The sequence below is a fragment of the Nonomuraea sp. NPDC052634 genome, from assembly GCF_040678535.1.
GTDB classification, from domain to species: Bacteria; Actinomycetota; Actinomycetes; order Streptosporangiales; family Streptosporangiaceae; genus Nonomuraea; species Nonomuraea fastidiosa.
In genome coordinates this window covers 100,042-125,027 of the sequence record NZ_JBFATY010000015.1, presented here as the reverse complement: position 1 = coordinate 125,027, position 24,986 = coordinate 100,042, and the positions used below count along the sequence as shown (strand labels likewise).

Annotated in this window: 27 protein-coding genes, 1 tRNA gene and 2 pseudogenes; 15 read left to right on the top strand and 15 right to left on the bottom strand. The window is 70.2% G+C overall.

Features of this window, described 5'->3' with window-relative positions; genetic code table 11:
* Positions 1–27 precede the first annotated feature (27 nt).
* Positions 28–204: a hypothetical protein gene (locus tag AB0K67_RS37680; protein ID WP_364069714.1), complete on the bottom strand. Its 177-nt coding sequence runs from the start codon at positions 202–204 to the stop codon at positions 28–30.
* Between AB0K67_RS37680 and AB0K67_RS37675 the strand changes: the two are divergent.
* From AB0K67_RS37675 to AB0K67_RS37660, 4 genes and pseudogenes are all read left to right on the top strand, one after another.
* Positions 192–371 (top strand): annotated as a pseudogene (locus AB0K67_RS37675) (RDD family protein); the annotation flags it as partial. The gene AB0K67_RS37680 and the pseudogene AB0K67_RS37675 sit on opposite strands and share 13 nt — an antisense overlap.
* 65 nt (positions 372–436) lie before the next feature.
* Complete coding sequence (locus tag AB0K67_RS37670) at positions 437–1,846, top strand: M1 family metallopeptidase (protein WP_364069712.1); 1,410 nt, start codon at positions 437–439, stop codon at positions 1,844–1,846.
* Between the two features lie 84 nt (positions 1,847–1,930).
* Complete coding sequence (locus AB0K67_RS37665) at positions 1,931–2,476, top strand: RNA polymerase sigma factor (RefSeq protein WP_364069710.1); 546 nt, start codon at positions 1,931–1,933, stop codon at positions 2,474–2,476.
* A gap of 53 nt (positions 2,477–2,529) precedes the next feature.
* Positions 2,530–3,213: a hypothetical protein gene (locus AB0K67_RS37660; protein WP_364069708.1), complete on the top strand. Its 684-nt coding sequence runs from the start codon at positions 2,530–2,532 to the stop codon at positions 3,211–3,213.
* A gap of 132 nt (positions 3,214–3,345) precedes the next feature.
* Here the strand turns inward: AB0K67_RS37660 and AB0K67_RS37655 are convergent, their stop codons facing one another.
* Positions 3,346–4,521, bottom strand: a complete 1,176-nt coding sequence (locus AB0K67_RS37655) for an FIST N-terminal domain-containing protein (RefSeq protein WP_364069706.1) — start codon at positions 4,519–4,521, stop codon at positions 3,346–3,348.
* 171 nt (positions 4,522–4,692) lie between these two features.
* Here AB0K67_RS37655 and AB0K67_RS37650 point away from each other — a divergent pair, with 171 nt between their 5' ends.
* From AB0K67_RS37650 to AB0K67_RS37640, 3 genes are all read left to right on the top strand, one after another.
* A complete protein-coding gene (locus AB0K67_RS37650; protein WP_364069704.1) occupies positions 4,693–6,084 on the top strand; it encodes a sigma 54-interacting transcriptional regulator in 1,392 nt (463 codons plus the stop codon).
* A gap of 63 nt (positions 6,085–6,147) precedes the next feature.
* A complete protein-coding gene (locus AB0K67_RS37645) occupies positions 6,148–6,882 on the top strand; it encodes a hypothetical protein (RefSeq protein ID WP_364069702.1) in 735 nt (244 codons plus the stop codon).
* A gap of 152 nt (positions 6,883–7,034) precedes the next feature.
* Complete coding sequence (locus tag AB0K67_RS37640; protein ID WP_364069700.1) at positions 7,035–8,996, top strand: hypothetical protein; 1,962 nt, start codon at positions 7,035–7,037, stop codon at positions 8,994–8,996.
* Between the two features lie 305 nt (positions 8,997–9,301).
* Here AB0K67_RS37640 and AB0K67_RS37635 read toward each other — a convergent pair.
* From AB0K67_RS37635 to AB0K67_RS37625, 3 genes and pseudogenes are all read right to left on the bottom strand, one after another.
* Positions 9,302–9,610 (bottom strand): annotated as a pseudogene (locus AB0K67_RS37635) (transcriptional regulator); the annotation flags it as partial.
* Between the two features lie 54 nt (positions 9,611–9,664).
* Positions 9,665–9,949 (bottom strand): helix-turn-helix transcriptional regulator, encoded by a 285-nt coding sequence (locus AB0K67_RS37630; protein ID WP_364069698.1) that lies wholly within the window; start codon positions 9,947–9,949, stop codon positions 9,665–9,667.
* Between the two features lie 9 nt (positions 9,950–9,958).
* Positions 9,959–10,936, bottom strand: a complete 978-nt coding sequence (locus AB0K67_RS37625) for a YafY family protein (RefSeq protein WP_364069696.1) — start codon at positions 10,934–10,936, stop codon at positions 9,959–9,961.
* A 61-nt stretch (positions 10,937–10,997) separates the two neighbouring features.
* Between AB0K67_RS37625 and AB0K67_RS37620 the strand changes: the two genes are divergently transcribed.
* Positions 10,998–11,585: a DinB family protein gene (locus tag AB0K67_RS37620; RefSeq protein ID WP_364069695.1), complete on the top strand. Its 588-nt coding sequence runs from the start codon at positions 10,998–11,000 to the stop codon at positions 11,583–11,585.
* A complete protein-coding gene (locus AB0K67_RS37615) occupies positions 11,582–12,043 on the top strand; it encodes a VOC family protein (RefSeq protein WP_364069693.1) in 462 nt (153 codons plus the stop codon). The genes AB0K67_RS37620 and AB0K67_RS37615 overlap by 4 nt, the downstream gene beginning before the upstream one ends.
* 115 nt (positions 12,044–12,158) lie before the next feature.
* On the opposite strand, the gene AB0K67_RS37610 is transcribed toward AB0K67_RS37615, so the two are convergent.
* Positions 12,159–12,581: a DUF6292 family protein gene (locus AB0K67_RS37610; RefSeq protein WP_364069691.1), complete on the bottom strand. Its 423-nt coding sequence runs from the start codon at positions 12,579–12,581 to the stop codon at positions 12,159–12,161.
* Between the two features lie 141 nt (positions 12,582–12,722).
* On the opposite strand from AB0K67_RS37610, the gene AB0K67_RS37605 reads away from it, so the two are divergent.
* Together AB0K67_RS37605 and AB0K67_RS37600 are read left to right on the top strand one after the other, a co-directional pair.
* A complete protein-coding gene (locus tag AB0K67_RS37605; protein WP_364069689.1) occupies positions 12,723–12,845 on the top strand; it encodes a hypothetical protein in 123 nt (40 codons plus the stop codon).
* Between the two features lie 10 nt (positions 12,846–12,855).
* Positions 12,856–13,284 (top strand): hypothetical protein, encoded by a 429-nt coding sequence (locus AB0K67_RS37600; protein WP_364069687.1) that lies wholly within the window; start codon positions 12,856–12,858, stop codon positions 13,282–13,284.
* Positions 13,285–13,330: 46 nt separating this feature from the next.
* On the opposite strand, the gene AB0K67_RS37595 is transcribed toward AB0K67_RS37600, so the two are convergent.
* Positions 13,331–14,470, bottom strand: a complete 1,140-nt coding sequence (locus tag AB0K67_RS37595; RefSeq protein ID WP_364069685.1) for a cystathionine gamma-synthase — start codon at positions 14,468–14,470, stop codon at positions 13,331–13,333.
* A gap of 75 nt (positions 14,471–14,545) precedes the next feature.
* Positions 14,546–14,758 (bottom strand): hypothetical protein, encoded by a 213-nt coding sequence (locus AB0K67_RS37590; protein ID WP_364069683.1) that lies wholly within the window; start codon positions 14,756–14,758, stop codon positions 14,546–14,548.
* Positions 14,759–14,896: 138 nt separating this feature from the next.
* On the opposite strand from AB0K67_RS37590, the gene AB0K67_RS37585 reads away from it, so the two are divergent.
* The gene (locus tag AB0K67_RS37585) at positions 14,897–16,033 is read left to right on the top strand and encodes a histidine kinase (protein WP_364069681.1); all 1,137 of its coding nucleotides are present in this window, start codon (positions 14,897–14,899) and stop codon (positions 16,031–16,033) included.
* Between the two features lie 71 nt (positions 16,034–16,104).
* On the opposite strand, the gene AB0K67_RS37580 is transcribed toward AB0K67_RS37585, so the two are convergent.
* Positions 16,105–17,475: a cystathionine beta-synthase gene (locus tag AB0K67_RS37580; RefSeq protein ID WP_364069679.1), complete on the bottom strand. Its 1,371-nt coding sequence runs from the start codon at positions 17,473–17,475 to the stop codon at positions 16,105–16,107.
* A gap of 127 nt (positions 17,476–17,602) precedes the next feature.
* Here AB0K67_RS37580 and AB0K67_RS37575 point away from each other — a divergent pair, with 127 nt between their 5' ends.
* The 3 genes from AB0K67_RS37575 (at position 17,603) to AB0K67_RS37565 (ending at position 21,427) form a co-directional block, all read left to right on the top strand.
* The gene (locus AB0K67_RS37575; protein WP_364069677.1) at positions 17,603–18,589 is read left to right on the top strand and encodes an SGNH/GDSL hydrolase family protein; all 987 of its coding nucleotides are present in this window, start codon (positions 17,603–17,605) and stop codon (positions 18,587–18,589) included.
* A gap of 74 nt (positions 18,590–18,663) precedes the next feature.
* Entirely contained in the window at positions 18,664–20,016 is a 1,353-nt protein-coding gene (locus AB0K67_RS37570; RefSeq protein ID WP_364069675.1) for a PQQ-binding-like beta-propeller repeat protein, read from the top strand.
* A gap of 193 nt (positions 20,017–20,209) precedes the next feature.
* The gene (locus AB0K67_RS37565) at positions 20,210–21,427 is read left to right on the top strand and encodes an acetyl-CoA C-acetyltransferase (RefSeq protein WP_364069673.1); all 1,218 of its coding nucleotides are present in this window, start codon (positions 20,210–20,212) and stop codon (positions 21,425–21,427) included.
* 146 nt (positions 21,428–21,573) lie between these two features.
* Here the strand turns inward: AB0K67_RS37565 and AB0K67_RS37560 are convergent, their stop codons facing one another.
* The 6 genes from AB0K67_RS37560 to AB0K67_RS37535 form a co-directional block, all read right to left on the bottom strand.
* Positions 21,574–21,981 (bottom strand): PPOX class F420-dependent oxidoreductase, encoded by a 408-nt coding sequence (locus AB0K67_RS37560; RefSeq protein ID WP_364069671.1) that lies wholly within the window; start codon positions 21,979–21,981, stop codon positions 21,574–21,576.
* A 56-nt stretch (positions 21,982–22,037) separates the two neighbouring features.
* Complete coding sequence (locus tag AB0K67_RS37555; RefSeq protein ID WP_357586258.1) at positions 22,038–22,271, bottom strand: DUF4287 domain-containing protein; 234 nt, start codon at positions 22,269–22,271, stop codon at positions 22,038–22,040.
* 165 nt (positions 22,272–22,436) lie between these two features.
* Complete coding sequence (locus AB0K67_RS37550; RefSeq protein ID WP_364069669.1) at positions 22,437–23,231, bottom strand: Bax inhibitor-1/YccA family protein; 795 nt, start codon at positions 23,229–23,231, stop codon at positions 22,437–22,439.
* Positions 23,232–23,797: 566 nt separating this feature from the next.
* Positions 23,798–23,870, bottom strand: a tRNA-Leu gene (locus tag AB0K67_RS37545).
* 49 nt (positions 23,871–23,919) lie between these two features.
* Complete coding sequence (locus AB0K67_RS37540) at positions 23,920–24,414, bottom strand: peptide deformylase (RefSeq protein ID WP_364069667.1); 495 nt, start codon at positions 24,412–24,414, stop codon at positions 23,920–23,922.
* Positions 24,415–24,452: 38 nt separating this feature from the next.
* On the bottom strand, positions 24,453–24,983 hold the full coding sequence (locus AB0K67_RS37535; protein WP_364069665.1) for an ACT domain-containing protein: 531 nt from the start codon (positions 24,981–24,983) through the stop codon (positions 24,453–24,455).
* Positions 24,984–24,986: the final 3 nt, after the last annotated feature.

Below are 24,986 nucleotides of genomic sequence, written 5' to 3'. Positions count from 1 at the left end.
CATGATCTTCAGCTCTTCGGCGTCGATCTACCAGGCGGGCGACGACCACACGGTGACCGAGGAGTCGCCGCTCGCCCCGCAGAGCCCGTACGCGCACGACCGTCCGCCGGCGCACTCGACCGGCTCATCATCGACGTCGTCACCGCCCCCTTCGGCCACACCGGCCGGGACGGCGTCTGGAACGGCGGCGTATGGGCGCGTCATCCCGCGGGGCACACCTTCTACGCCGGTCTGCGGCCTTTCTCTATTTCTGGCTCCTGTACGCGTTCTGGGACGGTCAGAGTCTGGGCAAGAAACTCTTCGGCATCCGTGTCGCGCAGAAGGGCGACGGCAGGATGGGTGTGGGGCAGGCGGCCGTCCGTCAGGCCGTCGAAAGCGCGCTCATCCAGCTCCTTACTCAGCGTAATATTCTGGTCACGATGCGAAGGGGGCTCGTATGCGTTTCGCCAGGGGCGGGCTGGCCGTGGTCGCGGCGCTCACCACGCTGGTCGCCTGTTCACCCGGCGACGAGCCACCACCGGCCGGCAACTCCGTCATCGCGGAAGAGCGCGTGGGGGCCGCCGGCATCGGCGACCCCGACTTCCCGAACGACGGCAACGGCGGCTACGACGTCGCCCACTATGACCTCGCCGTCGGCTACTCTCCCGCCGACAAGCGGCTCGACGGCGTCGCCACCATCCGCGCCGCGGCCACCCAAGACCTCATCCGCTTCAATCTCGACTTCACCGGCCTGCACGTGCGCGGCATCACCGTGGACGGCGCTCCCGCCACCTTCTCCCGGCAGGGCGACGAGCTGACGGTGCGCCCGGCGAAGATGATCACCGCGCGCTCCGATTTCACGGTCAAGGTCACCTACTCCGGCCGGCCGAGGCCCGCCAACGACAGCGCCAACCTCGGCACGTACGGCTTCATCCCCACCTCCGACGGCGCCTTCGTGGCCTCGGAGCCCAATGGCTCCAAGACCTGGTTTCCGGCCAACGACCATCCCGCCGACAAGGCCACGTTCGACTTCACCATCACCGTGCCCGCCGGGGTGACCGCGCTGGCCAACGGCGAGATGACCGCCGAGCCCACCACCAAGGGCGGCAAGACGACCTACCGGTGGAGCGAGCGCCACCCCATGGCCACCTACCTCGCCACGGCCACGCTCGGCAAGTTCGAGCTGCGCCAGGGCAAGACCGCCTCCGGCATCCCCGCGCTCGCCGCCACCGACCCCAGGTTCAAGCGCTCGCTCGACGCCCTCTACACCAGGTCCGCCGAGATCACCGACTACTGGGCGACGGTCTTCGGCCCCTACCCGTTCTCCTCCACCGGCGGCATCGTCGACGACTACTCCGCCGGCTACGCCCTGGAGAATCAGACCAAGCCCCTGTACGGCGGCTTCGCGCCCGACGAGGCGATCATCGCGCACGAGCTGGCGCACCAGTGGTTCGGCAACAGCCTGACCATCAAGCGATGGAAGGACCTCTGGCTCAACGAGGGCTTCGCCACCTACGCCGAGTGGCTGTGGTCGGAGCACAAGGGCAAGAAGACCGCCGAGGCCACGTTCAACGAGCTCCACGCGCGTCCCGCGTCCGACCCCATGTGGGCCTACCCGCCCGGCCGCGCCAAGCCCGACGACCTGTTCAACCAGTCCGTCTACACCCGCGGCGGCATGACGCTCCACGCGCTGCGCAAGGCCATCGGCGACGAGACGTTCTTTACGCTGCTCAGAGCCTGGACGTCCGAACATCGGTACGGCAACGTCACCACCGAGCAGTTCATCGACCTCGCCGAGCGGCTGTCGGGCAAAGACCTCGACCCGCTCTTCGACGCCTGGCTCTTCCGGCCCGAACGCCCCGCCTGACGGCCCGTTCCACGGCCCCGAAACGCTCTCCGTCGCTCGGTCCAAGAAGAGGTGTAAGGGCGAACGACGAAGGGAGCGAGGCCAGTGCGCCTCAACGAAGACCCTGGGGCCTTTGAAGGCTTCTATCGCCGCCACGTCGACGCCGTCCAGAGATTCGTGGTCCGCCGGGTCAGCGACCCCCACATGGCGGCGGACCTCACGGCGGATGTCTTCCTGGCGGTCCTCGACTCGGCGGACACCTACCGCCCCGGCCGGGGCAGCGAGGTCGCCTGGCTGTTCGGCATCGCGCGCAACGTCGTGTCGGCGCAGCACCGCAAGGCGGCCAGGGAGGCCAGGGCCACGGGGCGCATCGCCGGCCGCCGCCTGATGGACGACGACGACCTGGCCAGGATGGAGGAGCGCATCGACGCCGAACGGCAGATGCGCGCCGCCCTGGAGGCCATGGCGGACCTTCCCGAGGGCGAGCGGGCGGTGCTGGAGCTGGTCGCGATCGACCAGCTCACCGTCTCGGAGGCCGCGGCGGCACTGGGCATCAGGCAGGTGACCGCACGGGTCAGGCTCCACCGGGCCAGACGTGCCCTCTCGAACGTCGCCTCGCCATCGGCCGTGTACCTGGAAGGACAGACATGAGCAACTTCGAGGACCGCCTTCTCAGTGCACTCAAGGACGAAATGAGGACTCGGATGGCGAACGGGACGACGACCGTGGCACCCGCGCCCGCGCGGCGCTCGCGCCGGCTGGTGGGGCTCGCCGCCGCGGTGGCGGGGGTCGCGGCGGCCTCCACGGCGGTGGCGGTCGTGCTGGGCGGTGTCGGCGGTGAACCGGCGTACGCGGTGAGCACGTCCGCCGACGGCGGGGTCAGCGTGCGGATCCACTCCTTCACCGACCCCGAAGGGCTCGAACGCGAGCTGGCCGCGGCCGGCGTCACCGCGCGGGTCGACTACCTGCCCGAGGGGCAGACCTGCAAGGGGCCGCGCGGCGAGCACGGCGACCCCGGAAGCGGGTTCGCGACCGCCATCCGCAGGAACGGCGAAGGCATCGCCTTCGAGATCGAAAAGGGGCAGGTGCCCGAAGGGTTCACGCTGGTCCTGGCCGTCACCAAGAGCGCCGATGGCGACTCGGCGCCACCGTCGGCCACGGCCATGGAGATCGTCCAGGGGCCGGTGTCGGAGTGCGAGCCCACCTCCGCTCCGCAGGCGCCGCCCGCCGACGGCCACACCACGGAGAAGACGCAGGACGAGAAGGGCGAGCAGAAGCCGTCCGACGGCAGCACCGTCGAGCGGTTCAAGGGTCCTGAGGACGGCCCGCAGACCTCTCAGATCCAGCCGGGCGACGGCCCCACCATCACCGCCACCAAGAACCCCTGACCGGCTCTGTCACCCGGTGCCCCCCTTTTCCCGAGCAGCCAGGGGGCACCGGACCCGCCGGCCCGCCGCACTCCTGGGCTCCCGATGCGGCAGGCCGGCGGTTCTCTGCCGCACCTGCGCGCGGGCGCGCCGTCACGGGCTGCTCGACGTGCTGGAGAAGACCAGGACGGAGGCCGTGAAGCCGTGGACGTGGTTGTGCCCCGCGACCGGGCCGACCTCGCCGGCGGCGAAGAAGCCGGCCACGCCGATCGGGCCCAGCGTGTCGCGCAGCGCCACGGCGTCGTGGTCGGAGGTGCCGAACATGGCCGAGCCGCGGCCGTTGCAGGAGAACAGCAGCGCCCCGTCCACCTTGCCGATCTCCTCGCGGTGGGCGTCGAGCAGGTCGTAGAGGTCCTCGTCGGCGGTGGCGGCGTCGCGGACCTGGAAGCGTACGGTCCTGCCGACCTCGGCGATGTCGCCGATGGCGACGGCCTCCCTGTCGGGGTCGATGCCGATGACGCCGCGGATGAGGAAGTCGCCGCGTTCGTGGCGCTCTGCGTACTCGTCCATGGCGAGGCCGATCTGCAGCCCGGAGGCGACCAGCTCGCGGTCGTCCTCGTCCAGGTCGCTGACGATGTCCTCAAGGCGGGCGAGCGCGGGCTGGCCGGCGAGTTCGAGCAGCAGGTTGTCCTCGGCCGCGGTGACGACCATGCTGGGGCCGATCGGGCGGCAGCCCTGGCTCACCACGGTGCTGATCTTGATGGGTCCGCTGAGGATCACGCCGATGGCGCCCTCGGTGTAGATCTCGCCGTCGGCGAAGAGGCGTACGGAGCCGCGTCCCTGCAGCCCGTTGGCCAGCCCGCCGATGAGCGGCAGCTCGCCGAGCACGTCGGCCGAGCGCTCCACGAAGGCGTCGGTCGGGAAGCTGTACGGGTCGGCGAGCAGGATCGCCACGTGGTCGTCCGGGCTCCGCTCGGGCAGCCCCACGACCACGAACCGGTCCTCGGCGGCCAGGGTCTCCAGCGCGAACGTGGTGAGCCGCGCGCCTTCCAAGGTCGCCGCCAGCGCGCTGACGGAGGGCGTGAGCTCCACCCCCTGGCCGTCACCGATCACTCCGGTGGCACTGCACCCGATGACGTGCGCCTCGGGCGCGAGTTTCATCGCGGCCTCGCCGGCCCTGGCGACGTCATCGGGGTCGTCGCCGCAAATGAAGAAGCAGACCAGATCTGCTTGGCCGCTGAGCCTCGACAGTGCCTGGCCGACGGCGTTCTCCGCGGCCTCCACCAGGTCGGAACCCACGGCGAGGCCGTCGGCGATGCGGCTTGTCATCAAGGCCACGGAACTCGCCTCCCTCGACATGTCCAAGTTCCCTAGGCCCGATTCTCCCCACTAAAGGGACAAGCACGCGCACGAACCGTCACCTAATAGTCAAGATCCGAAATCTCCGCCAGGTGCGAAAGTCTCTGCCACATTCCGCGCAGGGGACGTAGTCTCGATCCCGTGCAACAGCCACGAATTCTCCGCGAGTTGCGAGAGAGCGGCCACGTTCATCGCAGCGTCAAAGCCGAGATCCGGGAAAACCTGCTGGCCAAGCTGCGGGCGGGTGAGCCCCGTTTCCCCGGCATCGTGGGCTTCGACGACACCGTCCTGCCCCACCTCGAGCGGGCGCTGCTCGCCGGGCACGACCTGGTTCTGCTGGGCGAGCGCGGTCAGGGCAAGACCCGGCTCATCCGTACGATCGCGGGCCTGCTCGACGAGTGGACGCCGGTGATCGAGGGCTGCGAGATCAACGACCACCCGTACGCACCGGCCTGCACCCGCTGCAAGGCTCTGGCGCGCGAGCTGGGTGAGGAGTTGCCGGTGGCGTGGAAGCACCGCGACGACCGCTACGGTGAGAAGCTCGCCACTCCCGACACCTCCGTGGGCGACCTGATCGGTGACGTCGACCCCATCAAGATCGCTGAAGGGCGCCGGCTCGGCGACCCTGAAACGGTCCACTACGGCCTGGTGCCCCGCACCAACCGCGGCATCTTCTCCGTCAACGAGCTGCCCGACCTGGCAGAGCGCATCCAGGTGTCGCTGCTCAACGTGCTGGAGGAGCGCGACGTCCAGGTGCGCGGCTACAACCTGCGCCTGCCGCTCGACCTGCTGCTCATCGCCAGCGCCAACCCCGAGGACTACACCAACAGGGGCCGGATCATCACGCCGCTCAAGGACCGGTTCGGCGCCGAGATCCGCACCCACTACCCGCTGACGGTCGAGGACGAGCTGCGGCTGATCCGCCAGGAGTCCATGCCGGACATCGGAGCCGACGTCCCCGAGCACCTGATCGAGGTGATCGCCCGCTTCACCCGGCTCGTCCGCGAGTCGACGGCGGTGGACGCCAGGTCCGGCGTGTCGGCCCGCTTCTCGATCGCCGCCGCCGAGACCGCGGCCGCCTCGGCGGTGCGCCGCGCCGCCATCGCGGGCGAGGACCAGCCGGTCACCCGCGTGGTCGACCTCGGCTGCGTGGTCCACAGCCTGCGCGGCAAGGTGGAGTTCGAGGTCAGCGAGGAGGGCAGGGAGACCGAGATCCTGGCCCACCTGCTGCGCCGGGCGACGGCCGAGACGTTCAGGAGCCGGCTGGGCGGCATGGACCTGTCGGCGGTGACCGACAAGTTCGCCGAGGGCAACCAAGTGGAGTCGGGCGAGCTGGTGCCCGCCCGCGAGCTGCTGACCCGCATCGGTCCTGTGGCCGGGCTCGCCAAGATCATGTCGCGGCTCGGCATGGGCGAGGGCGAGGAGTCACCCGGGCACGCGGCGGCGGCTCTGGAGTTCGCGCTCGAAGGTCTTTACCTGATGCGGCGGCTGTCCAAGGAAGATCTTGACGGGATGACCGTTTACCGGACGTGAACAAGCGGGCGGTCTCCCGCGTCAAACGGGGTGAGTTCGTTCACTTCGCCGGGGGAGACCGTCATGCGCCTGCTTGCCTGTGCCACCGCCGCCGCTCTCGTCATGGGCGCCTTCGCCGTGCCCACCGAGGCCGCCACGTCCGCGTACGGGTACGCCTGGGCCGACGGCGAAGGCCGCCTGCGGTTGATCCCGCAGAAGGCGAGCCGGGTCAAGGGCACGAAGTTCCACCGGCTGGCGAGCACCGCCGGGGCCAAGGAGCTGCGGCTCGGCTACGCCAAGGCGGCCTACGGCCGGGTCACCACGGCCTGCGACCTGAAGGAGACCGAGGGCAGGGTCGCGCTCGACGGCAACGGCCTCGGCCGTACGCGCTGCACCCCCTCCGACCTGACCGCCACGCTCGCCCAGGGGCCGGTCCCCGTGCGCGTCGAATACCGGGGCGGCACGGCGACCCGGATCAACGAGATCCTGCTCGACGAGTGGCCGGAGCCGCGGACGGCCACCGGCACGATCAAGCGGGTCAACGACACGACCGTGCTGTTCGCGAGCGGCGGGAAGACGGTCAAGCTCGGCTACACGTACGCGACGTCGTTCCTGCGCACCACCGCCCGCTGCGGCGACGGCTGGCTCGCGGGCCGCCCGGTCAACGCCGGCAGGAACGGGCTGGGCAAGAAGCCGTGCGGGTGGACGGACCTGACGAAAGCCCTGAAGACCGTCAAGTACCCCGTCCTGGCGAAAATCGACTACACGCCCGGCGCCGGTGCGCTCAACCAGGTGTGGGAGGTCTTCGGCGACGCCTGACGGGGAGCCGGTCGCGGGTTCGGGGCCGGATCCAGGGTTCCCGAGCCGCGCGCGGCCGGTTCCAGAGATCTCCAGTGCTCGGGGCCGTTCGAGAGGTCCTCAGCCCTGGGCGTAAGCCATGGGAGGCTTTTCGGGGTTAGCGTGGGTTCGTGATGGCCTTCCGCTATGGCGAGTACCACGACGGCCCCGATCCTCTGGCGCCTCCCTACGACGTACGCGCCGCGCTCGACGAGATGGGCGATGCCATCCTGTCGGGCTCGACCCCGGTCCACGCCCTGCGCGACCTGCTCAAGCGCGGCCTGCCGGGCGCGCGGGAGCGACGCGGGCTCGACGACATGCTCAGGGAGGTCCGCAAGCGCCGCCGCGACCTGCGCGAGCGCGGCCGGCTCGACGGCACGCTGGAGCGGGCCAGGGCGCTGCTGGACAAGGCGATCGGCCAGGAGCGTGCCGAGCTGTTCCCCGACCCGTCCGACGAGGCCCGGCTGCGGGAGGCGGGCCTCGACGCGCTGCCGGAGGACACCGCGAGTGCGATCCAGGAGCTGAGCACGTACGACTGGCGCTCCCAGGCGGCCAGGCAGACCTTCGAGGAGCTGCGCGACCTGCTGCGCAGGGAGGTGCTCGACAGCCAGTTCAGGGGCCTGCGCGACGCGCTGGCCAACCCTGACCCGCAGGCGATGGAGCGTATCCGCCAGATGATGGCGGACCTCAACGAGATGCTCGACAAGGACGCCCGCGGCGAGCACACCCAGGCCGACTTCGAGCAGTTCATGGCGAAGTACGGCGACCTGTTCCCGGAAAAGCCCCGGAACCTGGACGAGCTGGTCGACATCCTCGCCCGCCGCGCCGCCGCCACCCAGCGCATGCTGGCGTCGATGACGCCGCGCCAGCGCGAAGAGCTGGCCAACCTGATGAACCAGACCCTTGAGCAGGCGGGCCTGGCCGACGAGATGCGCCGCCTCGGTGATGCCCTCTACGCCCGCCGTCCCGACCTGGCCTGGAACGCCCCGGAACGCCTCACCGGCGAAGAGCCGCTCGCCATGGGCGATGCCGTCACCGCCCTTGAGGAGCTGGCCGACCTCACCCAGCTCGAGACCGCCCTGCGCCAGGACTACCCGGGCGCGCGGCTCGACGACATCGACGAGGCCGCCGTACGCCGTGCGCTCGGCCGTTCCGCCGTGGACGACCTCGAAGCGCTCAAGCGCATCGAACGCGAGCTGGAGGAGCAGGGCTACCTGCTGCGCAAGCGCGGCAAGCTGGAGCTGACGCCCAAAGCGGTGCGCAGGCTCGGCGAGACGGCGCTGCGCCGGGTCTTCTCCTCGCTCGACGCGGGCCGCAGGGGCGACCACGACCAGCACGACGCGGGCGCGGCCGGGGAGCTGACCGGGTCGTCGCGGCCGTGGCGGTTCGGCGACGAGCAGCCCATCGACGTCGTGCGTACGCTGGTCAACGGCGTGCGCAGCGGCGGCGTCACACTCGGCGACCGGGTCGGTGTGCGGCTGTCGGTCGACGACTTCGAGGTGGCCGAGACCGAGCGGCGCAGCGCGGCGGCCGTCTGCCTGCTGGTGGACCTGTCGTACTCGATGGCGCTGCGCGGCACGTGGGCCGCCGCCAAGCAGACCGCGCTCGCCCTGCAGGCGCTGGTGGCCTCGAAGTTCCCGCAGGACGCCGTACAGATCATCGGCTTCTCCAACTACGCCAGGGTGCTGCAGCCCGACGAGCTGGCCGGCCTCGACTGGGACATGGTCCAGGGCACCAACCTGCACCACGCCCTGCTGATCGCCGGACGCCACCTCGACCGCCACCCCGACTTCGAGCCGGTGGTGCTGGTCGTCACCGACGGCGAGCCGACCGCACACCTCATGCGCAACGGCCGCTCGGCGTTCGAGTGGCCGCCCTCGCACGAGACGCTGGAGCTGACGCTGGCCGAGGTCGACAAGATGACCCGGAGGCGGGCCACGATCAACATTTTCATGCTGGCGGCCGACGACCGGCTGAAGGAGTTCGTGGACGAGGTGGCGCGGCGCAACGGCGGCCGGGTCTTCTCGCCCAGCGCCGACCGGCTCGGCGAGTACGTCGTGAGCGACTTCCTGCGGCTGCGCCGCACCCGCCGCTGACCGGCCCCGCGCCTTTACCGCACCCGCCGCTGCCCTCCCTGCTGCGGGGCCCAGCGCCCTGACGTGCCCGGACACCTCGATGCCCGGCACGAACGGCAGCGGCACGTCCACGAACCCCTGCCGGTAGAGGATCTCGGCGAAGTTGGCGCTCGCGTACGCCACGTCGATGGAGACCTGCCCAGGCCCGGGCTCGGGTGCCTTGACGTCGTCGAGCCGGAGCACTTCAGGACCGCCGAATGCGGGAATCGTGATCGCCTTCATGCCGTCCATCGTGCGGGGACGGCCCGGAAGGAGGCAGTGCCGGCTCATCCTGGGTGTACGACCACCAGGCTCGCCAGCTTCCGCTCGGTGTCGGTCTCGGGGTCGGGCGTGTGCAGCACCACGTTCAGATCCGGCCGGTCCGGCAACCGGAACAGCGAGTACGCGAAGACCAGGTCGCCGGCCTCGGGATGCGTGATCGCCTTGACGCCCTGCGAACGGGAGCTCACGTCGCCGCGCGCCCACAGCTCGGCGAGCTCCGGGCTCGCCGCGCACAGCTCGTCGGCGATCCGATCGAAGACCGGGTCCTCCGGATAGCGCGCCGCCGAAGCGCGGAAGTCGGCCACCACGTCCGGCGCGAACTCGTGCGTTCACCGGCGCGCCCGGCCGTCCCGCGGGCTCCGGCGGGTTCAGCCCGGCGAGCACGTACAGGTGTGCGCGCTCGTCTCGTCGAGCAGCAGCGCGCGGGCCACCGCGTCGAGCACGGCGTCGGACACCTTGATGTCGCGCCCCTGCTCCAGCCACGTGTACCAGGACACGCCGACACCGGCGAGCACCGCCACCTCCTCCCGCCGCAGCCCGGGAGTGCGGCGGCGGCCGGCGTCGGGCAGCCCGACGCCGGCGGGCGTGAGCGCCCCGCGCTTGGCGCGCAGGAAGTCCTTGAGCTGCCGGCGGCGGCGTGAGCTGGCGGTCACGTCCCCACCCTAAGAGTCTCCCGGTACGGCTGCGAGAAGGCGGGCGGCCAGTTCCCGGCAGCGGGCGGCGAGCTCGGGCGGTTCGATCACCTTGAAGTCGTGCCCGAGCAGCACCATGTGCACGAGGATGTAGTCGAGGTTGTCCGCGCCGGTGATCACCTCGCAGCGCCCGCCGCCCCGATCGAGCACGACGCCCGCCGCCGACGGCACCTGCGCCCGCACCGTGTCGTACGGCGCGTGCACGAGGAAGCGCGCCTGGTACCGGTAGACCCGGCTGGCCACGCCCTCCTGCACGAACGCCGCCGCGTCGGGCGCCTCCCGGGCCCGGAACCGCCGCGTGCGGGCGGCCACCTCGCTCATCCGATCGACCCGGAAGGTGCGCCAGTCGTCGCGGTCGAGGTCGAAGGCGAGCAGGTACCAGCGCCGGTCGGAGGCGACCAGCCGGTACGGCTCGGCCGTCCGCGTCCGCCGCCCCTCCTTGGACGGGTAGGAGAAGGCGACCTCGACCTCGTCGCGGCACGCCCTGGCCAGGGTCATGAGCACCTTGGAGTCGATCGGCGGACGTCCACCCCCGGCGAAGGACTCCACGGAGTCGGCCAGCGCGCGCACCTCGTGCCGCAGCCGCGTGGGCAGCACCCGGTCGAGCTTGGTCAGCGCCCGCAGTGCCGCGTCGCCCGCGCTGGCCACCGCGCCGCCCGCGCCGACCAGCAGGGAGACGGCGGTGGCGATCGCCTCCTCGTCATCGAGCAGCAGCGGCGGCAGTGCCTGGCCGGGGCCGAGCTGGTAGCCGCCGCCGACGCCCTGGCTCGCGTGCACCGGATAGCCGAGCGTGCGCAGGCGTTCGACGTCGCGCCGTACGGTGCGGGGCGTCACGCCGAGCCGCTCGGCCAGCTCGGGCCCGGTCCAGACCCGGCGCTGCTGGAGCAGCCCGAGCAGCGTCAGCACCCGTTCGGTCGTGCCGCGCTCGTCCTCGCCCGCCAGAGTCATTTCTTCACCATGCCAGAGAATGCGGACCGATCCTGTCCGCTAGGGGTGTCAGCCTAGGCGCATGAGCAGGAAAGAGATCGACTGGAACCAGACGCTGCGCGAGCAGATCGCATGGCACTGGGCCAACCAGCTGCGTCCCCGCCTCGAGGGCCTGACCGACGACGAGTACTTCTGGTCGCCGGTGCCGAACCCGTGGAGCGTGTGGCCGCGCGGGAAGTCCACGGCGCCCATACAGGCCGGTGCCGGCGACTTCACCATCGACTTCGCCTTCCCCGAGCCGAAGCCCGCGCCGTTCACCACCATCGCCTGGCGGCTCGGCCACGTCATCGTCGGCGTGCTCGCCGTCCGCAGCGCGAACCACTTCGGCGGCCCGCCGGCGTCGTACGAGACCTGGACGTACGCGGGCACCGCGACCGAGGCGCTCGACCAGCTCGACACCGAGCTCGACCGCTGGCTGGCAGGGGTGCGCGGCCTGAGCGAGGAGGAGCTGCGCCGCCCGATCGGCGAGACGGAGGCCTTCCCCGAGGCGCCCATGGCCGCCCTCATCCAGCACATCCACCGCGAGCTGATCCACCACCTGGCGGAGGTCTGCCTGCTGCGCGACCTCTACCTGCACACCCACGCCACCACGGAAGGCGCCCAGCGATGAGCCGTCAGGTCCAGATCACCTTCGACGCCCACGACCCTAAGGCGCTGTCCACCTTCTGGCGGGACGTGCTGGGCTACGTCCACCCGGCGCCGCCCGGCGTGAAGGTGCCCGACGGCGCCGACCCGCTGGCGGCGTGGGACGAGTTCCTGGAGCGCTCCGGAGTGCCCGAGGAGCAGCGCAATATGGCCTCGGCCATCGAGGACCCGGACGGCGTCGGGCCCCGGGTGTTCTTCCAGCGGGTGCCCGAGGGCAAGGCCGCGAAGAACCGCGTGCATCTCGACGTACGTGCGGCGCCCGGCCTTGAGGGTGACGAGCGGATGGCTGCGCTGGAGGCGGAGTGCGAGCGGTTGCTCAAGCTGGGCGCCACCCGGGTGCGCAGGCACGAGCCCGACGATCTGATGAGCGGCGGCTTCATCGTGATGCTCGACCCCGAGGGCAACGAGTTCTGCCTGGACTGAGCGGCGCGACCGCCGCGAGCACGCGGCTCGCAAGCCCGCGAGGCGCGGGGCCCTCAGCGGGCGCTCACCCCAAGACTGGGGACAGCTCGACAGGGACAGCTCAACAGGGGCGGGGTCAGGCGTCGACGAGGCGGGAGTAGAAGTCGAGTGCGACGTCGAACCCGTCGCGGCAGTTGCGGTGGGAGCGGTAGCAGGGCCGCCAGGCCGAGCTGGCTCCCACCCCGGCCCGCGCGTCGCGCAGCGCCTCGGGCACCCGCTCGGGCCTCGGCAGCAGGCCGTGGCCGAGGTAGCGGACGCCGGAAAGCTCGGTCTGCAGGCCGCGCCCGCCGGAGACGAACCGGCCGAACCGCCACCCGCTCTCTTCGTCCCACACCAGCGCGGTGCCATCGCTCAGCCGCACCGTGGCGCAGCGCGGATCACAGGGGCCTTCCCACCAATCCGTGACCTCTGACCCGAGCACCTCGACGACGCGCTGCACGTAGCTGATCGGCTGGTGCAGCCACTCCTCGGTGTACGGCTCGACATGCCTGATGGCCACAGACGGCACCCCCTTGTGCCCAAACGGTAAGGAAAAAGCGGCGTTGAACAACCATACCGGCGCCGAACTTATTCCGATGCACAGCCGTCTAGTCATTACGGACGGTATTTACGTCCCTGACGGGGAAGGAGGGGGACCCATATGCTCGCGGTGCTCCTCGTCGTGCTGATGGTCGTCACGGTGGCGGCCATGGAGCTGTGCTTGCACTGTTCGGCAAAGAGCAAAGAGAGTGTCGAGTCCCGCAGCGAGATCACCGGGGACTAGTCTCTCCGGCATGTCCCTGCTTCTCTGGCTGCACATCGGATTCGCGATCTTCACGCTCGGCCCGATCGTCGCCGCGACGATGTCCGCGCCCCGGGTGATCCGGCAGAAGAACGTGCAAGCGCTGAGCTTCATCCAGCGCACGACCAGGATCTACGCCATCGGCAGCCTCGGCGTGTTCGTCTTCGGCCTGGTGCTCGGCATCGTGATGGGCAACGGGGTGCTCGGCCGGTGGTACATGAGCGCGTCGATGACGCTGTTCATCGTGGGCGTCGTGCTGCTCTTCATCATCGACCGCGACCTGCGCGCCGCCGTACAGGCACTCTCCAGCGAGAGCACCGAGGACGACGCGAAGGTGGAGAAGGGGCGGATCGCCGCGATCAGCAGCCTGCTGTCGGTGATCTGGCTGGTGATCCTCTTCCTGATGGTGGTGCCCGAGTAGCGCCCCTGCGGGTGGGCCCGCCCCCGGGCCCACCGTCGGAGGCGGCTCAGGCCAGCGCCTGGGTGAGGTCGGCGAGCAGGTCGTCGATGGTCTCGATGCCGACCGACAGCCGCACCAGGTCGGAGGGCACCTCAAGCGGCGACCCCGCCGCCGAGGCGTGGGTCATGCGGCCGGGGTGCTCGATGAGCGACTCCACTCCCCCGAGCGACTCCCCCAGCGTGAAGAGCTCGGCGCGGTTGCACACCTCCACGGCCTCCGCCTCGCCTCCGGCGACGCGGAACGACACCATGCCGCCGTACCGGCGCATCTGCTTGGACGCCACCACGTGGCCGGGGTGGTCGGGCAGCCCCGGGTAGAACACCTCGGTCACCTTCGGGTGGGAGAGCAGCAGGTCGACGACGCGCTCGGCGTTGTCGCAGTGGCGGTCCATGCGGACGCCGAGCGTCTTGAGCCCGCGCAGCGTCAGCCAGGCGTCGAACGGCCCGGCCACCGCGCCCATCGAGTTCTGGTGGAAGGCCAGTTCCTCGCCGAGCCCGGCGTCGGCGGCCACCAGCGCGCCGCCCACCACGTCGGAGTGCCCGCCGACGTACTTGGTGGTGGAGTGGACGACCACGTCGGCCCCCAGCGTGATGGGCTGCTGGAGGTACGGCGATGCGAAGGTGTTGTCGACGACCAGCAGCGCGCCGTTGTCATGGGCGAGCTGCGCGAGGCCGGCGATGTCGGCGATGCCGAGCAGCGGGTTGGTGGGCGTCTCGACCCAGACGACCCTGGTCTTCTGCGTCATGGCGGACGCCACGGCGTCTAGGTCGTGCAGCGGCACGGGGTCGTAGTGGAGGTCCCAGCGCCTGAGGACCTTGTCGAAGAGCCGATAGGTGCCGCCGTAGGCGTCGCCGGGGATGATGACGTGGTCCTGCGGCTTGCACACCGTACGCAGGAGGGTGTCCTCGGCGGCCAGGCCCGAGGCGAACGCGAGCCCGCGTGCCCCGCCCTCCACGGCGGCCAGCGCGGTTTCGAGCGCGGTCCTGGTCGGGTTGGCCGAGCGGCTGTATTCATATCCGGACCGCAGGCCGCCCACGCCGTCCTGCTTGTAGGTCGACGTGGCGTAGATCGGTGGCACGACCGCGCCGGTCAGCGGGTCGGGCTCCTGACCTGCGTGAATGGCCAGGGTCTCAAAACCGTTGCTCATACCAGCCACGTTAGTGGACGCCGGCACCGCTCAAGACGACCCACGCCCCCGCCCGGACCGTGGCCGGATCGGCGGTCAGGCCGCGCGGGTCGCGTGCCGGTCCCCGCCGGACCGCGCGCGCAGCGGCACGACCTCCGCCTCGCGTACGGAGTCCGCCTTGATGAAGCGTCCCTTGGCGCCCTCGGCGGGCTCGCCGTTGATGCGGGAGAGCAGGATCGGATCGGCCAGCGCGAGCAATACCGCGACGACCAGCCCGGCCCCTAGAAGGGTGAATCCGATGACCATCATGTCTGTCCCCTTTCCGACACGATTCAGCATCGTCCAGGGCCCGCCTGTTCCACCTCGGCTCTAAGGCTGGTCTCCGGGAAGCCCACTCGGCCGAACGGTTGATACGAGATGTCCGACTTGCGGCTTAGGCTCAAGGCCGTGGTGAGCTCCAAACGCGTCGTGTACTGGATCCGCCGGCTCAGTGAGCTGGCCATGTACGGCTGGCTCGGCCTGCTCCTGCTGCTCGACGTCGCGGCCGCCTGGCAGCTCGGGGGCGCGCAGTGGCTGGTGCCGGTCTGCGGGGCGGCCGGCTGCGCGGCTCTCATGCTGCGGCAGAAGTACCGGACGCAGGGGTTCCTCGCCGTGCTCGGCCTGTCGTTCGTGGCGACGACGGCGATCGCCGCCACGAGCAAGCATGGCCTGCCGGGCATGACGGAGACGGGCGCGCTGCTCATCCTCATGCTCGGCGTGCTGCGCCACGTCGAGCCCGTGCGGAATGCCGCCCTGCTGGCCTGTCTCAACCTGTTCGTCCTGATGACGGAGGCCAACGGACGTGTCGAAGTGGGGCTGCCGGCCTCGTTCCTGCTGTTCGCGAGCTGGTCGCTGACCGCGGGCGTCGGCGGCTACCTGCGCTTCCAGCAGGAACGGCGCAACGAGGCGGTCCACTCCGTACGCCGGGCCGAGCGCCTTGAGCTGGCCAGGGAGCTGCACGACCTGGTCGCACACCACATCACCGGCATCGTCGTGCAGGCCCAGGCGGCGCGTACGGTCGCCGAGACCAACCCGCAGGCCGTGCTGCCCGCACTGGACGCGATCGCGACGGCCGGGACTGACGCGCTGACCTCGATGCGCCGCATGGTCACCGTGTTACGAGCCGAGGACGGCGCCGACAGGACGCCCGGCGTCACGCTGGCCGACCTGCGCATGATGACCGACCGGTTCTCGGCAGAAGGGCCGAAGGTGGCCTTCGAGATCGGCCAGGGCCTGGACGACCGTACGCTGCCGCCCGAGGTCATGACCACCCTGCACCGGGTGCTTCAAGAGGCGCTGACGAACGTGCGCAAGCACGCCTCCCGCACCGCCTGGGTGGAGGCGAGCCTGCGCCGCGTGGACCAGGTGGTGGTGCTGCGGGTGCGGAACTTCGGCTCGGACGCCGACCCGCGCGTCTCCCGGCTCGGCGGCGGGTTCGGGCTGGTGGGCATGGCCGAACGCGTCGAGGCGCTGGGCGGCAGGCTTTACGCGGGCCCGACCCCCGAGGGCGCGTGGGAGGTCGTCGCCGAGTTCCCGCTCCCCTGACCCGGCCGCCGGCCGGCCCCCGGTGGCGCCGCACGCGCGTTGAGCACGACGCCACCGGAGCGCCGGGAGCGTCAGTGGTTGGCGAGGAAGGCCAGCAGGTCCTGGCGGGTGATCAGCCCGGTCGGCTTGCCGTCTTCCAGCACAACGGCCGCATCGGCCTTTTCCAGCGCTTCCACCGCGATGGCCACAGGTTCACCACTGCCGATCGTGGGTAGCGGCGCCGACATGTGATCGGAGATCGGGTCGTCGGAGGAGAGCCTGCCATGGTAGAGGGCTTCGAGGAGATCGCGCTCGACGATGGAGCCGACCACCTCGGCCGCCATGACCGGCGGCTCCTCCTTCATGACCGGCAGCTGCGACACGGAGTACTCGCGCATGATCGAGATGGCCGTGCCGACCGTCTCGTGCGGGTGCACGTGGACGAACTCCGGCAGCCCGCCTCCCTTGCGCGCCAGCACGTCGCCGACCAGCCCCTCGTCGGAGGTGGTGGTCAGGAAGCCGTAGTCGGCCATCCAGTCGTCGTTGAAGATCTTCGACAGGTAGCCGCGGCCGCCGTCCGGCAGCAGCACGACCACCACGTCGTCGGGCGACGCCTTGGCCGCCACCCGCAGCGCCGCGACCACGGCCATGCCGCAGGACCCGCCGACCAGCAGCCCCTCCTCGCGGGCGAGCCTGCGGGTCATGGTGAAGGAGTCCTTGTCGGACACGGCGATGATCTCGTCGCAGATGTTCCTGTCGTACGTGGCCGGCCAGATGTCCTCGCCGACGCCCTCCACGAGATACGGGCGCCCGGTGCCGCCGGAGTAGACCGAGCCCTCCGGGTCGGCGCCGATGATCTTCACCCGGCCGTCGGAGACCTCCTTGAGGTAGCGGCCGGTGCCGCTGATCGTGCCGCCGGTGCCGATGCCGGCCACGAAGTGCGTGACCCGGCCCTCGGTCTGCTCCCAGATCTCGGGACCCGTCGAGTGGTAGTGGGAGTCCGGGTTGTTCGGGTTGGAGTACTGGTCGGGCTTCCAGGCGTTGGGAATCTCCCGCGCCAGCCGGTCGGAGACCGAGTAATAGGACTCGGGGTGGTCGGGCGCGACCGCGGTCGGGCAGACCACCACCTCCGCGCCGTACGCGCGCAGCACCGCGATCTTGTCCTGGGCCACCTTGTCGGGCACCACGAACAGGCACTTGTAGCCCTTCTGCTGGGCCACGATGGCGAGGCCGACGCCGGTGTTGCCCGAGGTCGGCTCGACGATCACGCCGCCGGGGCGCAGCTCGCCGGATTTCTCAGCGGCCTCGATCATGCGTACCGCGATGCGGTCCTTGACCGAACCCCCAGGGTTGAAGTACTCGACCTTGGCGAGCACCTGTGCGGGCACGCCCGCGTTGACTTTGTGCAGCCTGACGAGTGGCGTGTTGCCCATCAGGTCGACAAGGGAATCGTAAACGCGCACCGGGGTGTTCACCTTCTTTGCCGAAGCTTGGTCAGCTTGCCGATGGCCGAGGTCCAGTGGGGGTGGCCGGCCCTCGGTTAGTTTCAAGCAAACGCTACCGCCGAGTTCGACTGAGGAGGGCACGTACGTGGTGTGGCCGGCAGGCATGGCACGCGCGGCGAAGAAGATCGCGACGGCAGCGGCGTTCGGAGGCGGCGGTCTGACGGCGCTCGGAGCCACCGCCTACGGGCTGTTGATCGCGGAGAGCCTGCTGGCGCGCAAGGCCATCGGCCGCCCGCACGGCCTGGACGGGCCGCCCTCCGACGGCGTCTACGGCACCGACTTCCCCGGTGAGCCGATCAAGATGGCGATGCTGGGCGACTCCACCTCGGTGGGCCTGGGCATGACCGACCCGGCCAAGACGCCCGCGGTGATGCTGGCCAACGGGCTCGCCGTGGTGGCCGAACGGCCGGTGGAGCTGAAGGTGGTGGGCAAGTCGGGCACTCCGTCGGCCGAGCTGGCCGAGCAGGTCGACGCGGTGCTGCCGATGAAACCCGACCTGGCGGTGATCTTCGTGGGGGCCAACGACATCATCACGCAGACGCCGCCCGCGATCGCCGTACGCCATCTGACCAAGGCCGTGCGGCGGCTGCGGGATGCGGGGGCCGAGGTGGTCGTGGGCACGTGTCCCGACCTCGGCACCGTACGCCCGATCGCACAGCCGCTGCGCTGGGTGACGCGGCGCTGGAGCCGGCAGCTCGCCGCGGCGCAGACGGTGGCGGTGGTGGACGCGGGCGGCCGTACGGTGGCGTTCGCCGACGTCCTCGGCCCCGAGTTCGCGACAAATCCGACAGAAATGTTCGGACCGGATCGTTTCCATCCATCTGACCGAGGTTACGCGCAGGCCGCTAACGCGGTGCTACCGTCGGTGTGCGCTGCGTTGGGGCTGTGGCCAGAGCCGCGTCCCGCGCGCGGCGAAGCACTGCAACCGATCTACCTCGCGGCGGCGACGGCCGCGGAGGAGCCCGGCACCGAGGTCTCCGCGACCCGGGTCGACGGGCGGGCGACGGGCCTGCACGGCAAGTGGGCGACGTTGTTCCGCCGGCGACTCGGCGAGGCGGTCAACGAGCCCTGACACCTGCGCACCCTCGGCCGGTCACCTTCCGCTGCCGAGCCGCCACTCCCCGTCCTCATTGGAGTGGATTGCCCGTGCGCCGGCCCTCGTGGAAACCGTCACTCGCCCTCGCCGCAACCCTCACCGCCGGCCTCGCCACCGGCGGCTGCTCCGGCAGCGACGCCGCCACCTCCGCCTTCCCTTCCTGGCACAACACCCAGGTCAACGTCGTCAGCAGGATGGCCGTGGGCGGCGACGTGGTCGCCGTCACCTCCATGAAGCCCGAAGGCGCGCTGGAGACCGTCGCCCTCAGCCTGCGCGACGGCCGGCGGCTGTGGGCGCACCCGGCCACCATGGCAGGCCGCCTGCCCGGCATGGGCGTCTCCACCCCCGCGCTCGTGCGCAGCGGCGACCAGGCCGTGGTGGTCGCGCTCGACCCGGGCAAGCAGGGCCGCTGGAACGCCACGCTCATCGCCCGTGACGCCCGCACCGGCGCCCGCAAGTGGAGCAGGCCGGTGCACTCGACGTTCGGGCCGCAGCGCTGCGGTCCGTACGTGTGCCTGTCCGAGCACACCGCGCTGGCCAAGGCGCGCATGGTGGTGCTCGACCCGGCGACCGGCAAGGTGCTGTGGAAGCTGCCCGGCATCTCCGAGGTCGAGTGGTCGGACGACAAGCGCGTGCTGCTGCTCAGACTCGCCAGCAACCCCATGGTGGAGTCGTACGAGCTGGAGACCGGCAAGCTCCAGTGGCAGCAGCCGATCGAGCAGGCGCTCGGCCCCGGCATCGACCTGTCGGGCGGCTGGGCGTTCGGCGGGGCCGGTGACGACCTGGTGGGCTACGTCGCGCCCTACACCAACCCGCGCACGAAGAAGGTCTCGGCGTTCGGGCTGTTCTCCATCAAGATCGCCGACGGGACGATCAACTGGATGCGGCCGTCGGTCGTACGCGTCTATCCCAGCGGCAATCCCGGCCTCGCCCCCGTCGTGCGGCCCGTCGACCGCCACGGCTCCTATGGCGGCTTCGCCAGGCTCGACCCGACCACGGGGCGGGTCGTCGGCCAGATCACCGCCTCCGACGTGCCAGGATCGGGCTGGTGGCTGGCCTTCCCCGACCGCATGGACAAGCTGGGCTTCCTCCAGCACCGCGCCAAGGGCTCGGCCTTCGACCTGGCGGCGGGGCGTCCGGTGCCGCCGGAGAACGTGCGCGCGTGGTCGTTCTGCGTCACCGACCCCAAGCCGCTGCCGCTGCGCGGCCAGCCGCCCGGCTTCTACTCCACGGCCGCGCTCTGCGAGTACGACCTCGGCACCGGCAAGCGGGTCACTCCCGCCTCCACCCCGCCCTCCTGGTACACCGGCAGCCAGGACGGCTGGCGGCTGTGGCGCGACGAGCGAGGCGGCCTGCACGCGGTCAACGACCAGACGGCCGACTCACCCGGCATGTACGGATAACAGCAGCCCTGTCGGCCCCTCCCCCGCGCTCTCTTCGCCCGCCCGGCACGTACGAACAGCGGGCGAGCAGCCCTGCCGGCCGTCGCACCCCCAACCATCCGCGCACCTACGGAAACCGGGCGAGCGGGCCGGTCGGCTCTTGCGCTAAGAACTGGAATATAGTTCTACTATTAGCGCCGACAAAGGAGGGGCCATGCCCGAGGCAGTCATCGTCGCAACCGCGCGTTCCCCGATCGGACGGGCCTTCAAGGGGTCGCTCAAGGACATCCGGCCCGATGACCTGACCGTCCAGATGATCAAGGCGGCGCTGGCCAAGGTGCCCCAGCTCGACCCCGCCTCGATCGATGACATCATGCTCGGCTGCGGCCTGCCCGGCGGTGAGCAGGGCTTCAACATGGCCAGGGTCGTGGCGGTGCTGCTGGGCCTGGACAACGTGCCCGGCACCACCGTGACCCGCTACTGCTCCTCGTCGTTGCAGACCACCCGGATGGCCTTCCACGCCATCAAGGCGGGCGAGGGCGACGTGTTCGTCTCCGCCGGCGTCGAAACCGTCTCCCGCTTCACCAAGGGCAACTCCGACTCGCTGCCCGACACGCACAACCCGCTCTTCGCCGAGGCCCGCGAGCGCACCAAGCAGTTCGCCGAGGGCGGGCAGGTCTGGCACGACCCGCGCGAGGACGACCGCGTACCCGACATCTACATCGCCATGGGCCAGACCGCCGAGAACGTCGCCCAGATCAAGGGCATCTCCCGCAAGGAGCAGGACGAGTTCGGCGTGCGCTCGCAGAACCTCGCGGAGAAGGCGATCGCCGACGGGTTCTGGCAGAAGGACATCACGCCGGTGACCCTGCCCGACGGCACCGTGGTCAGCAAGGACGACGGGCCGCGGCCGGGCACCACGTACGAGAAGGTCTCCACGCTCGCGCCGGCCTTCCGCCCCGACGGCACGGTCACGGCCGCCAACTGCTGCCCGCTCAACGACGGGGCCGCGGCGGTCGTCATCATGAGCGACACGAAGGCCGCCGAGCTGGGCATCACGCCGCTGGCCAGGATCGTCTCGACCGGCGTCTCCGCGCTGTCGCCCGAGATCATGGGACTCGGTCCCGTCGAAGCGTCGAAGCAGGCGCTGGCCAGGGCCGGCATGGCGATCGGCGACATCGACCTGGTGGAGATCAACGAGGCGTTCGCCGCGCAGGTCATCCCGTCGTACCGGGAGCTCGGCATCGACATCGACCGGCTCAACGTCAACGGCGGCGCCATCGCGGTCGGCCACCCGTTCGGCATGACCGGCGCGCGTATCACCTCGACGCTGATCAACAGTCTCCAGCACCACGACAAGAGCATCGGCCTGGAGACGATGTGCGTGGGCGGCGGCCAGGGCATGGCCATGGTCCTCGAGCGCCTGAGCTGAGCCGGTCCCAAGCGATCCTGAGGCGGCTTTGACAGGCTGCTTCATGCGGTGAGGCCGCGCACCCCGGTGACGGGGCGCGCGGCCTCAACAGTGCGGCCAGAACGGACGTAGTGCTTCCCGTGACGGCCGAAAGGGACGCCGAGGGCTCAGCCGTGGCGGTCGGGGCCGGCCTTGACCGGGGTGATGCGCATCAGAACGCGCCGGTCGCGCTCCATCGCGGCCCGGTAATCGTCCCAGTCGGGATGCTCGCCTGAGATGTCGCGATAGTAGGCGACCAGGAGCTCCATGGCCTCGGGCAGGTGGACGACCTCGGCGGTGCCGTCGATCTGGATCCAGTCGCCGTAGAAGCGGTCGGTGAACGCGCACAGCGACACGTGGGGATCCCGGATGGCGTTGCGCACCTTGGCCGCGGTCTCGCGGCTGCTGATCACCACGTGGTCGCCTTGTACGCCTGCGACGACCGGCGACATCTGCGGGCGCCCATCGCGGTGCCGGGTCAGCAGGACGGCGTGGTGATGATCACGAAGGAAGCCGAGGGCCTTGTTGAGATCCATACCCTCATGATGACGCGCCCGCGCTTGCGGCACGGGCGCGGCTAGGACGGTTGGGCTCAGATGAAGCCCATGCGGTTACGGCGGTGCCGCTCGTGCTCGTGGACGATCGCGGCGGCGTAGCCGTGGGTCAGCCCGTGCTCGTCTGCGAGCCAGTTGGCACGCTCGTCGCACCTCAGGAAGGCCGGGCCGTTGTCGATTGCTTGGAACCACTCTGGGAGTTCGCGCCCCGTGATGGCCGGGACCCTTGCGATCAGCTTCGTCTGCGTCTCCGGTGAGTGGTTCAAGGACATGGGCACCTCCGCGGATTAGCTCCTTTGCTTGACACTGCAACACGGAAGTGAGGTTGGCAACCCCTCGGCCCGGCATCATTTTGTGACGGCAGGTAGATTTTCCATCGCAGAGCGAAAGGGCCCCGCCAGTGCGGCGGGGCCCTTTCGCACGACTGTCGGTGACGGTCAGTCGCTATCGCTGAAGTAGCTGATGAACCGCAGCACCTCGAGGTAGATCCACACCAGGCTCAGGGTGAGGCCGAAGGCGCACTGCCAGGCGAACTTGTCCGGAGCGCCCTGCTTGACGCCCTGCTCGATCGAGTCGAAGTCGAGCAGCAGGAAGAAGCAGCCGAGCAGGATCATGGCGACGCTGAAGATCCAGCCGAGCGGGCTGTCGGTGCGCAGGCCGAGGCCGCCCTCGTGGAAGATGCCCACGATGAGGTTGACGACGACCAGGCCGAGCGCGGCGAGGCCGGCCGCGATGGTGAACTTCACCAGCTTGGGTGTGACGCGGACGATGCGCAACGCGTAGACCGTCAGCACCGCGCCGAACGCGAACGCCGTGCCGAGCACCGCCTGCATCACGATGCCGCTGACCAACCCCTCGAAGACCGAGCTGATCTTGCCGAGGAAGACACCCTCGAACACCGCGTACGCCAGGATGAGCGCCGGGTTGGTGCTCATCGTGAACGAGGCGATCAGGCCGAGGACCAGCGCCACGACCGCGGCGCCGATGGCGACCATCGGGGGGACGTCGAGGATCCAGGCCGCGGCGGCGGCCACGACCAGCGCGCCGAGGGTCATGAACCCTCGCACCACGACGTCGTCGAGCGTCATGGTCCGGTACGCCGGCCGGGTCGGTGGTGCGTACGACGGCGCGTCGTACATGTGCTGCAGCTGGTCGGGTGACGGGGTGGGACCGGCCCAGCCCGCCGCGGCCTGCTGCCGCGACCTGCTGAATACGGGGTTCTTGCTCTCCATCGCTGCCTCCTGTGACGACGAGCCTACGGTGCGCGCCGTCACCTTGGTCAACTGACGCTCATAACGATGTTCATACGGGACTTCGGCTGCGTTCACAACGATCCGGGCCTTCGCGGAGTTCCCGGGATCGCCTGGCGGCCGGAATTCCGCCTCCGCAGGTGCCCGGCGGCGCGTCGACGTGCTCCGATGCGCTCGGCGGCGAGTATGGCAGCATTCGGGAACCGGAAAGGATGGCTGTCAGGCGTAGTCGGACATTCACAGAAAGGGAACTCCGGCAATGCCGGAAGAAAGCAGAAAACCTGGGGCTTGTCAATATCGGACGGCCGACGAAAACTTATCGGCCGGCCAAACAGCGGGCGCCGCCCGGCCGGTGGGCGCCGACGGCCGGAGGCCCCGGGCCGGGCGGCTCGGGCCGTACGACACCGGCTCTAACAAGCAGTGATCGCACGGTGACAGGACAAAATCGATAACAACTCGATATCGTCAGGTGACGGCTGAGCCGCGTCCATCCTGCCGATCGCGGTAAAGCTCCAGGTCAGAGACCTGAAGTCAATGGAGAAGGCAAGTGCCCCCGGCGGGATTCGAACCCGCACGTCAACCCTTTTAAGGGGTTTGCCTCTGCCATTGGGCTACGGGGGCGCCGTAATCATACGAAACAGACCATGCTTCCGAGGAGCACAACTTCGCATCAAGCGTCACAAGTGTGAAGCTTGCGGTGAAGTGATAGCGCCCCAGGGACTCTGTCCAAGAAGAGTAGACCGTCGAGATGGTCCAGTTGGTGCTGAATGCAGCGAGCTTCCACGGCATCCGCTTCGATGGTGACGCTCTCCCCGGTTCCTGGCAAATGCCCATGTACGGTGATACGCGTGGCTCTGCGGACATCCGCGGTCAGTCCCGGGATCGATGTGCACCCCTCCCGGCCCTCGTCCCAATCGGCGGCCCCCGCGAGCCTGGGATTGACGAGGACCGTCTCTCCGGCCCAGGAACGACTCCTTGGGTGGCGACGGGCGTCAAAGGCGATCAGGCGCCAGCTCAGCCCGATCTGAGGGGCCGCCAGCCCCGTCGCGGCAGGCGTGCCGCGCAATGTCGCCAGCAGATCCGCCGCGGCGGCCACGACCTCAGGCGCGCCCGGGTCAACGGGCGCCGCCACGGCGGACAGCACAGGGTGCGGGGCGCCGAGCACGTCCCGCACGGTGCCGGTCGGTCTCGGTCCCCGCGGGTTCACAACAGATCCGGTTCGACGGGACGGAAGGTGATCTCGGAGTCGAGGCTCGCGCCGACCGCGGCCAGCCTGCGCATGAGCGCCGCCACGTCGACGTCCTTCGGCAGCTCGACGTCCGCGATGAGCACGTACAGGCGGCCGGTGAGCCGCGTGCTCATGCCGGTGATGTTGCCGCCGTCCTCGGCCAGCACGGCGCTGACGGCCGAGACGATGCCGGGACGGTCGGGGCCGTGCACGGTCAGCACGTACTCCAGCCCGCCGCCCTGCCCGCCGAGCCCGCCGTCGCCGCAGAAGTGGCGGCGGGCGGCGATCGCCGAGGCGGTGACCACGAGGTCGGGGGCGCCCACCCGTTTGGTCAGCTCGGCGGGATCCAGGTCGCCGGATACCAGCAGCATCATCGCGACGTGCCCGCCCAGCAACGTCATGGTCGAGTCCTGGATGTTCACGCCGCAGTCGGCGAGCGACCCGGTTACCGCGGCGATCACGCCTGGCCGGTCGACGCCCAGCACGGTCACCGCTGACAGACCCACTCG

Bases quoted from the DNA above. Each gene is read 5' to 3' on its own strand.
- AB0K67_RS37680 (WP_364069714.1), bottom strand. From the start codon at position 204: ATGACGCGCCCATACGCCGCCGTTCCAGACGCCGTCCCGGCCGGTGTG.
- AB0K67_RS37670 (WP_364069712.1), top strand. From the start codon at position 437: ATGCGTTTCGCCAGGGGCGGGCTGGCCGTGGTCGCGGCGCTCACCACG.
- AB0K67_RS37660 (WP_364069708.1), top strand. From the start codon at position 2,530: ATGGCGAACGGGACGACGACCGTGGCACCCGCGCCCGCGCGGCGCTCG.
- AB0K67_RS37655 (WP_364069706.1), bottom strand. From the start codon at position 4,521: ATGACAAGCCGCATCGCCGACGGCCTCGCCGTGGGTTCCGACCTGGTG.
- AB0K67_RS37645 (WP_364069702.1), top strand. From the start codon at position 6,148: ATGCGCCTGCTTGCCTGTGCCACCGCCGCCGCTCTCGTCATGGGCGCC.
- AB0K67_RS37640 (WP_364069700.1), top strand. From the start codon at position 7,035: ATGGCCTTCCGCTATGGCGAGTACCACGACGGCCCCGATCCTCTGGCG.
- AB0K67_RS37625 (WP_364069696.1), bottom strand. From the start codon at position 10,936: ATGACTCTGGCGGGCGAGGACGAGCGCGGCACGACCGAACGGGTGCTG.
- AB0K67_RS37620 (WP_364069695.1), top strand. From the start codon at position 10,998: ATGAGCAGGAAAGAGATCGACTGGAACCAGACGCTGCGCGAGCAGATC.
- AB0K67_RS37615 (WP_364069693.1), top strand. From the start codon at position 11,582: ATGAGCCGTCAGGTCCAGATCACCTTCGACGCCCACGACCCTAAGGCG.
- AB0K67_RS37605 (WP_364069689.1), top strand. From the start codon at position 12,723: ATGCTCGCGGTGCTCCTCGTCGTGCTGATGGTCGTCACGGTGGCGGCC.
- AB0K67_RS37600 (WP_364069687.1), top strand. From the start codon at position 12,856: ATGTCCCTGCTTCTCTGGCTGCACATCGGATTCGCGATCTTCACGCTC.
- AB0K67_RS37595 (WP_364069685.1), bottom strand. From the start codon at position 14,470: ATGAGCAACGGTTTTGAGACCCTGGCCATTCACGCAGGTCAGGAGCCC.
- AB0K67_RS37590 (WP_364069683.1), bottom strand. From the start codon at position 14,758: ATGATGGTCATCGGATTCACCCTTCTAGGGGCCGGGCTGGTCGTCGCG.
- AB0K67_RS37565 (WP_364069673.1), top strand. From the start codon at position 20,210: ATGCCCGAGGCAGTCATCGTCGCAACCGCGCGTTCCCCGATCGGACGG.
- AB0K67_RS37560 (WP_364069671.1), bottom strand. From the start codon at position 21,981: ATGGATCTCAACAAGGCCCTCGGCTTCCTTCGTGATCATCACCACGCC.
- AB0K67_RS37555 (WP_357586258.1), bottom strand. From the start codon at position 22,271: ATGTCCTTGAACCACTCACCGGAGACGCAGACGAAGCTGATCGCAAGG.
- AB0K67_RS37550 (WP_364069669.1), bottom strand. From the start codon at position 23,231: ATGGAGAGCAAGAACCCCGTATTCAGCAGGTCGCGGCAGCAGGCCGCG.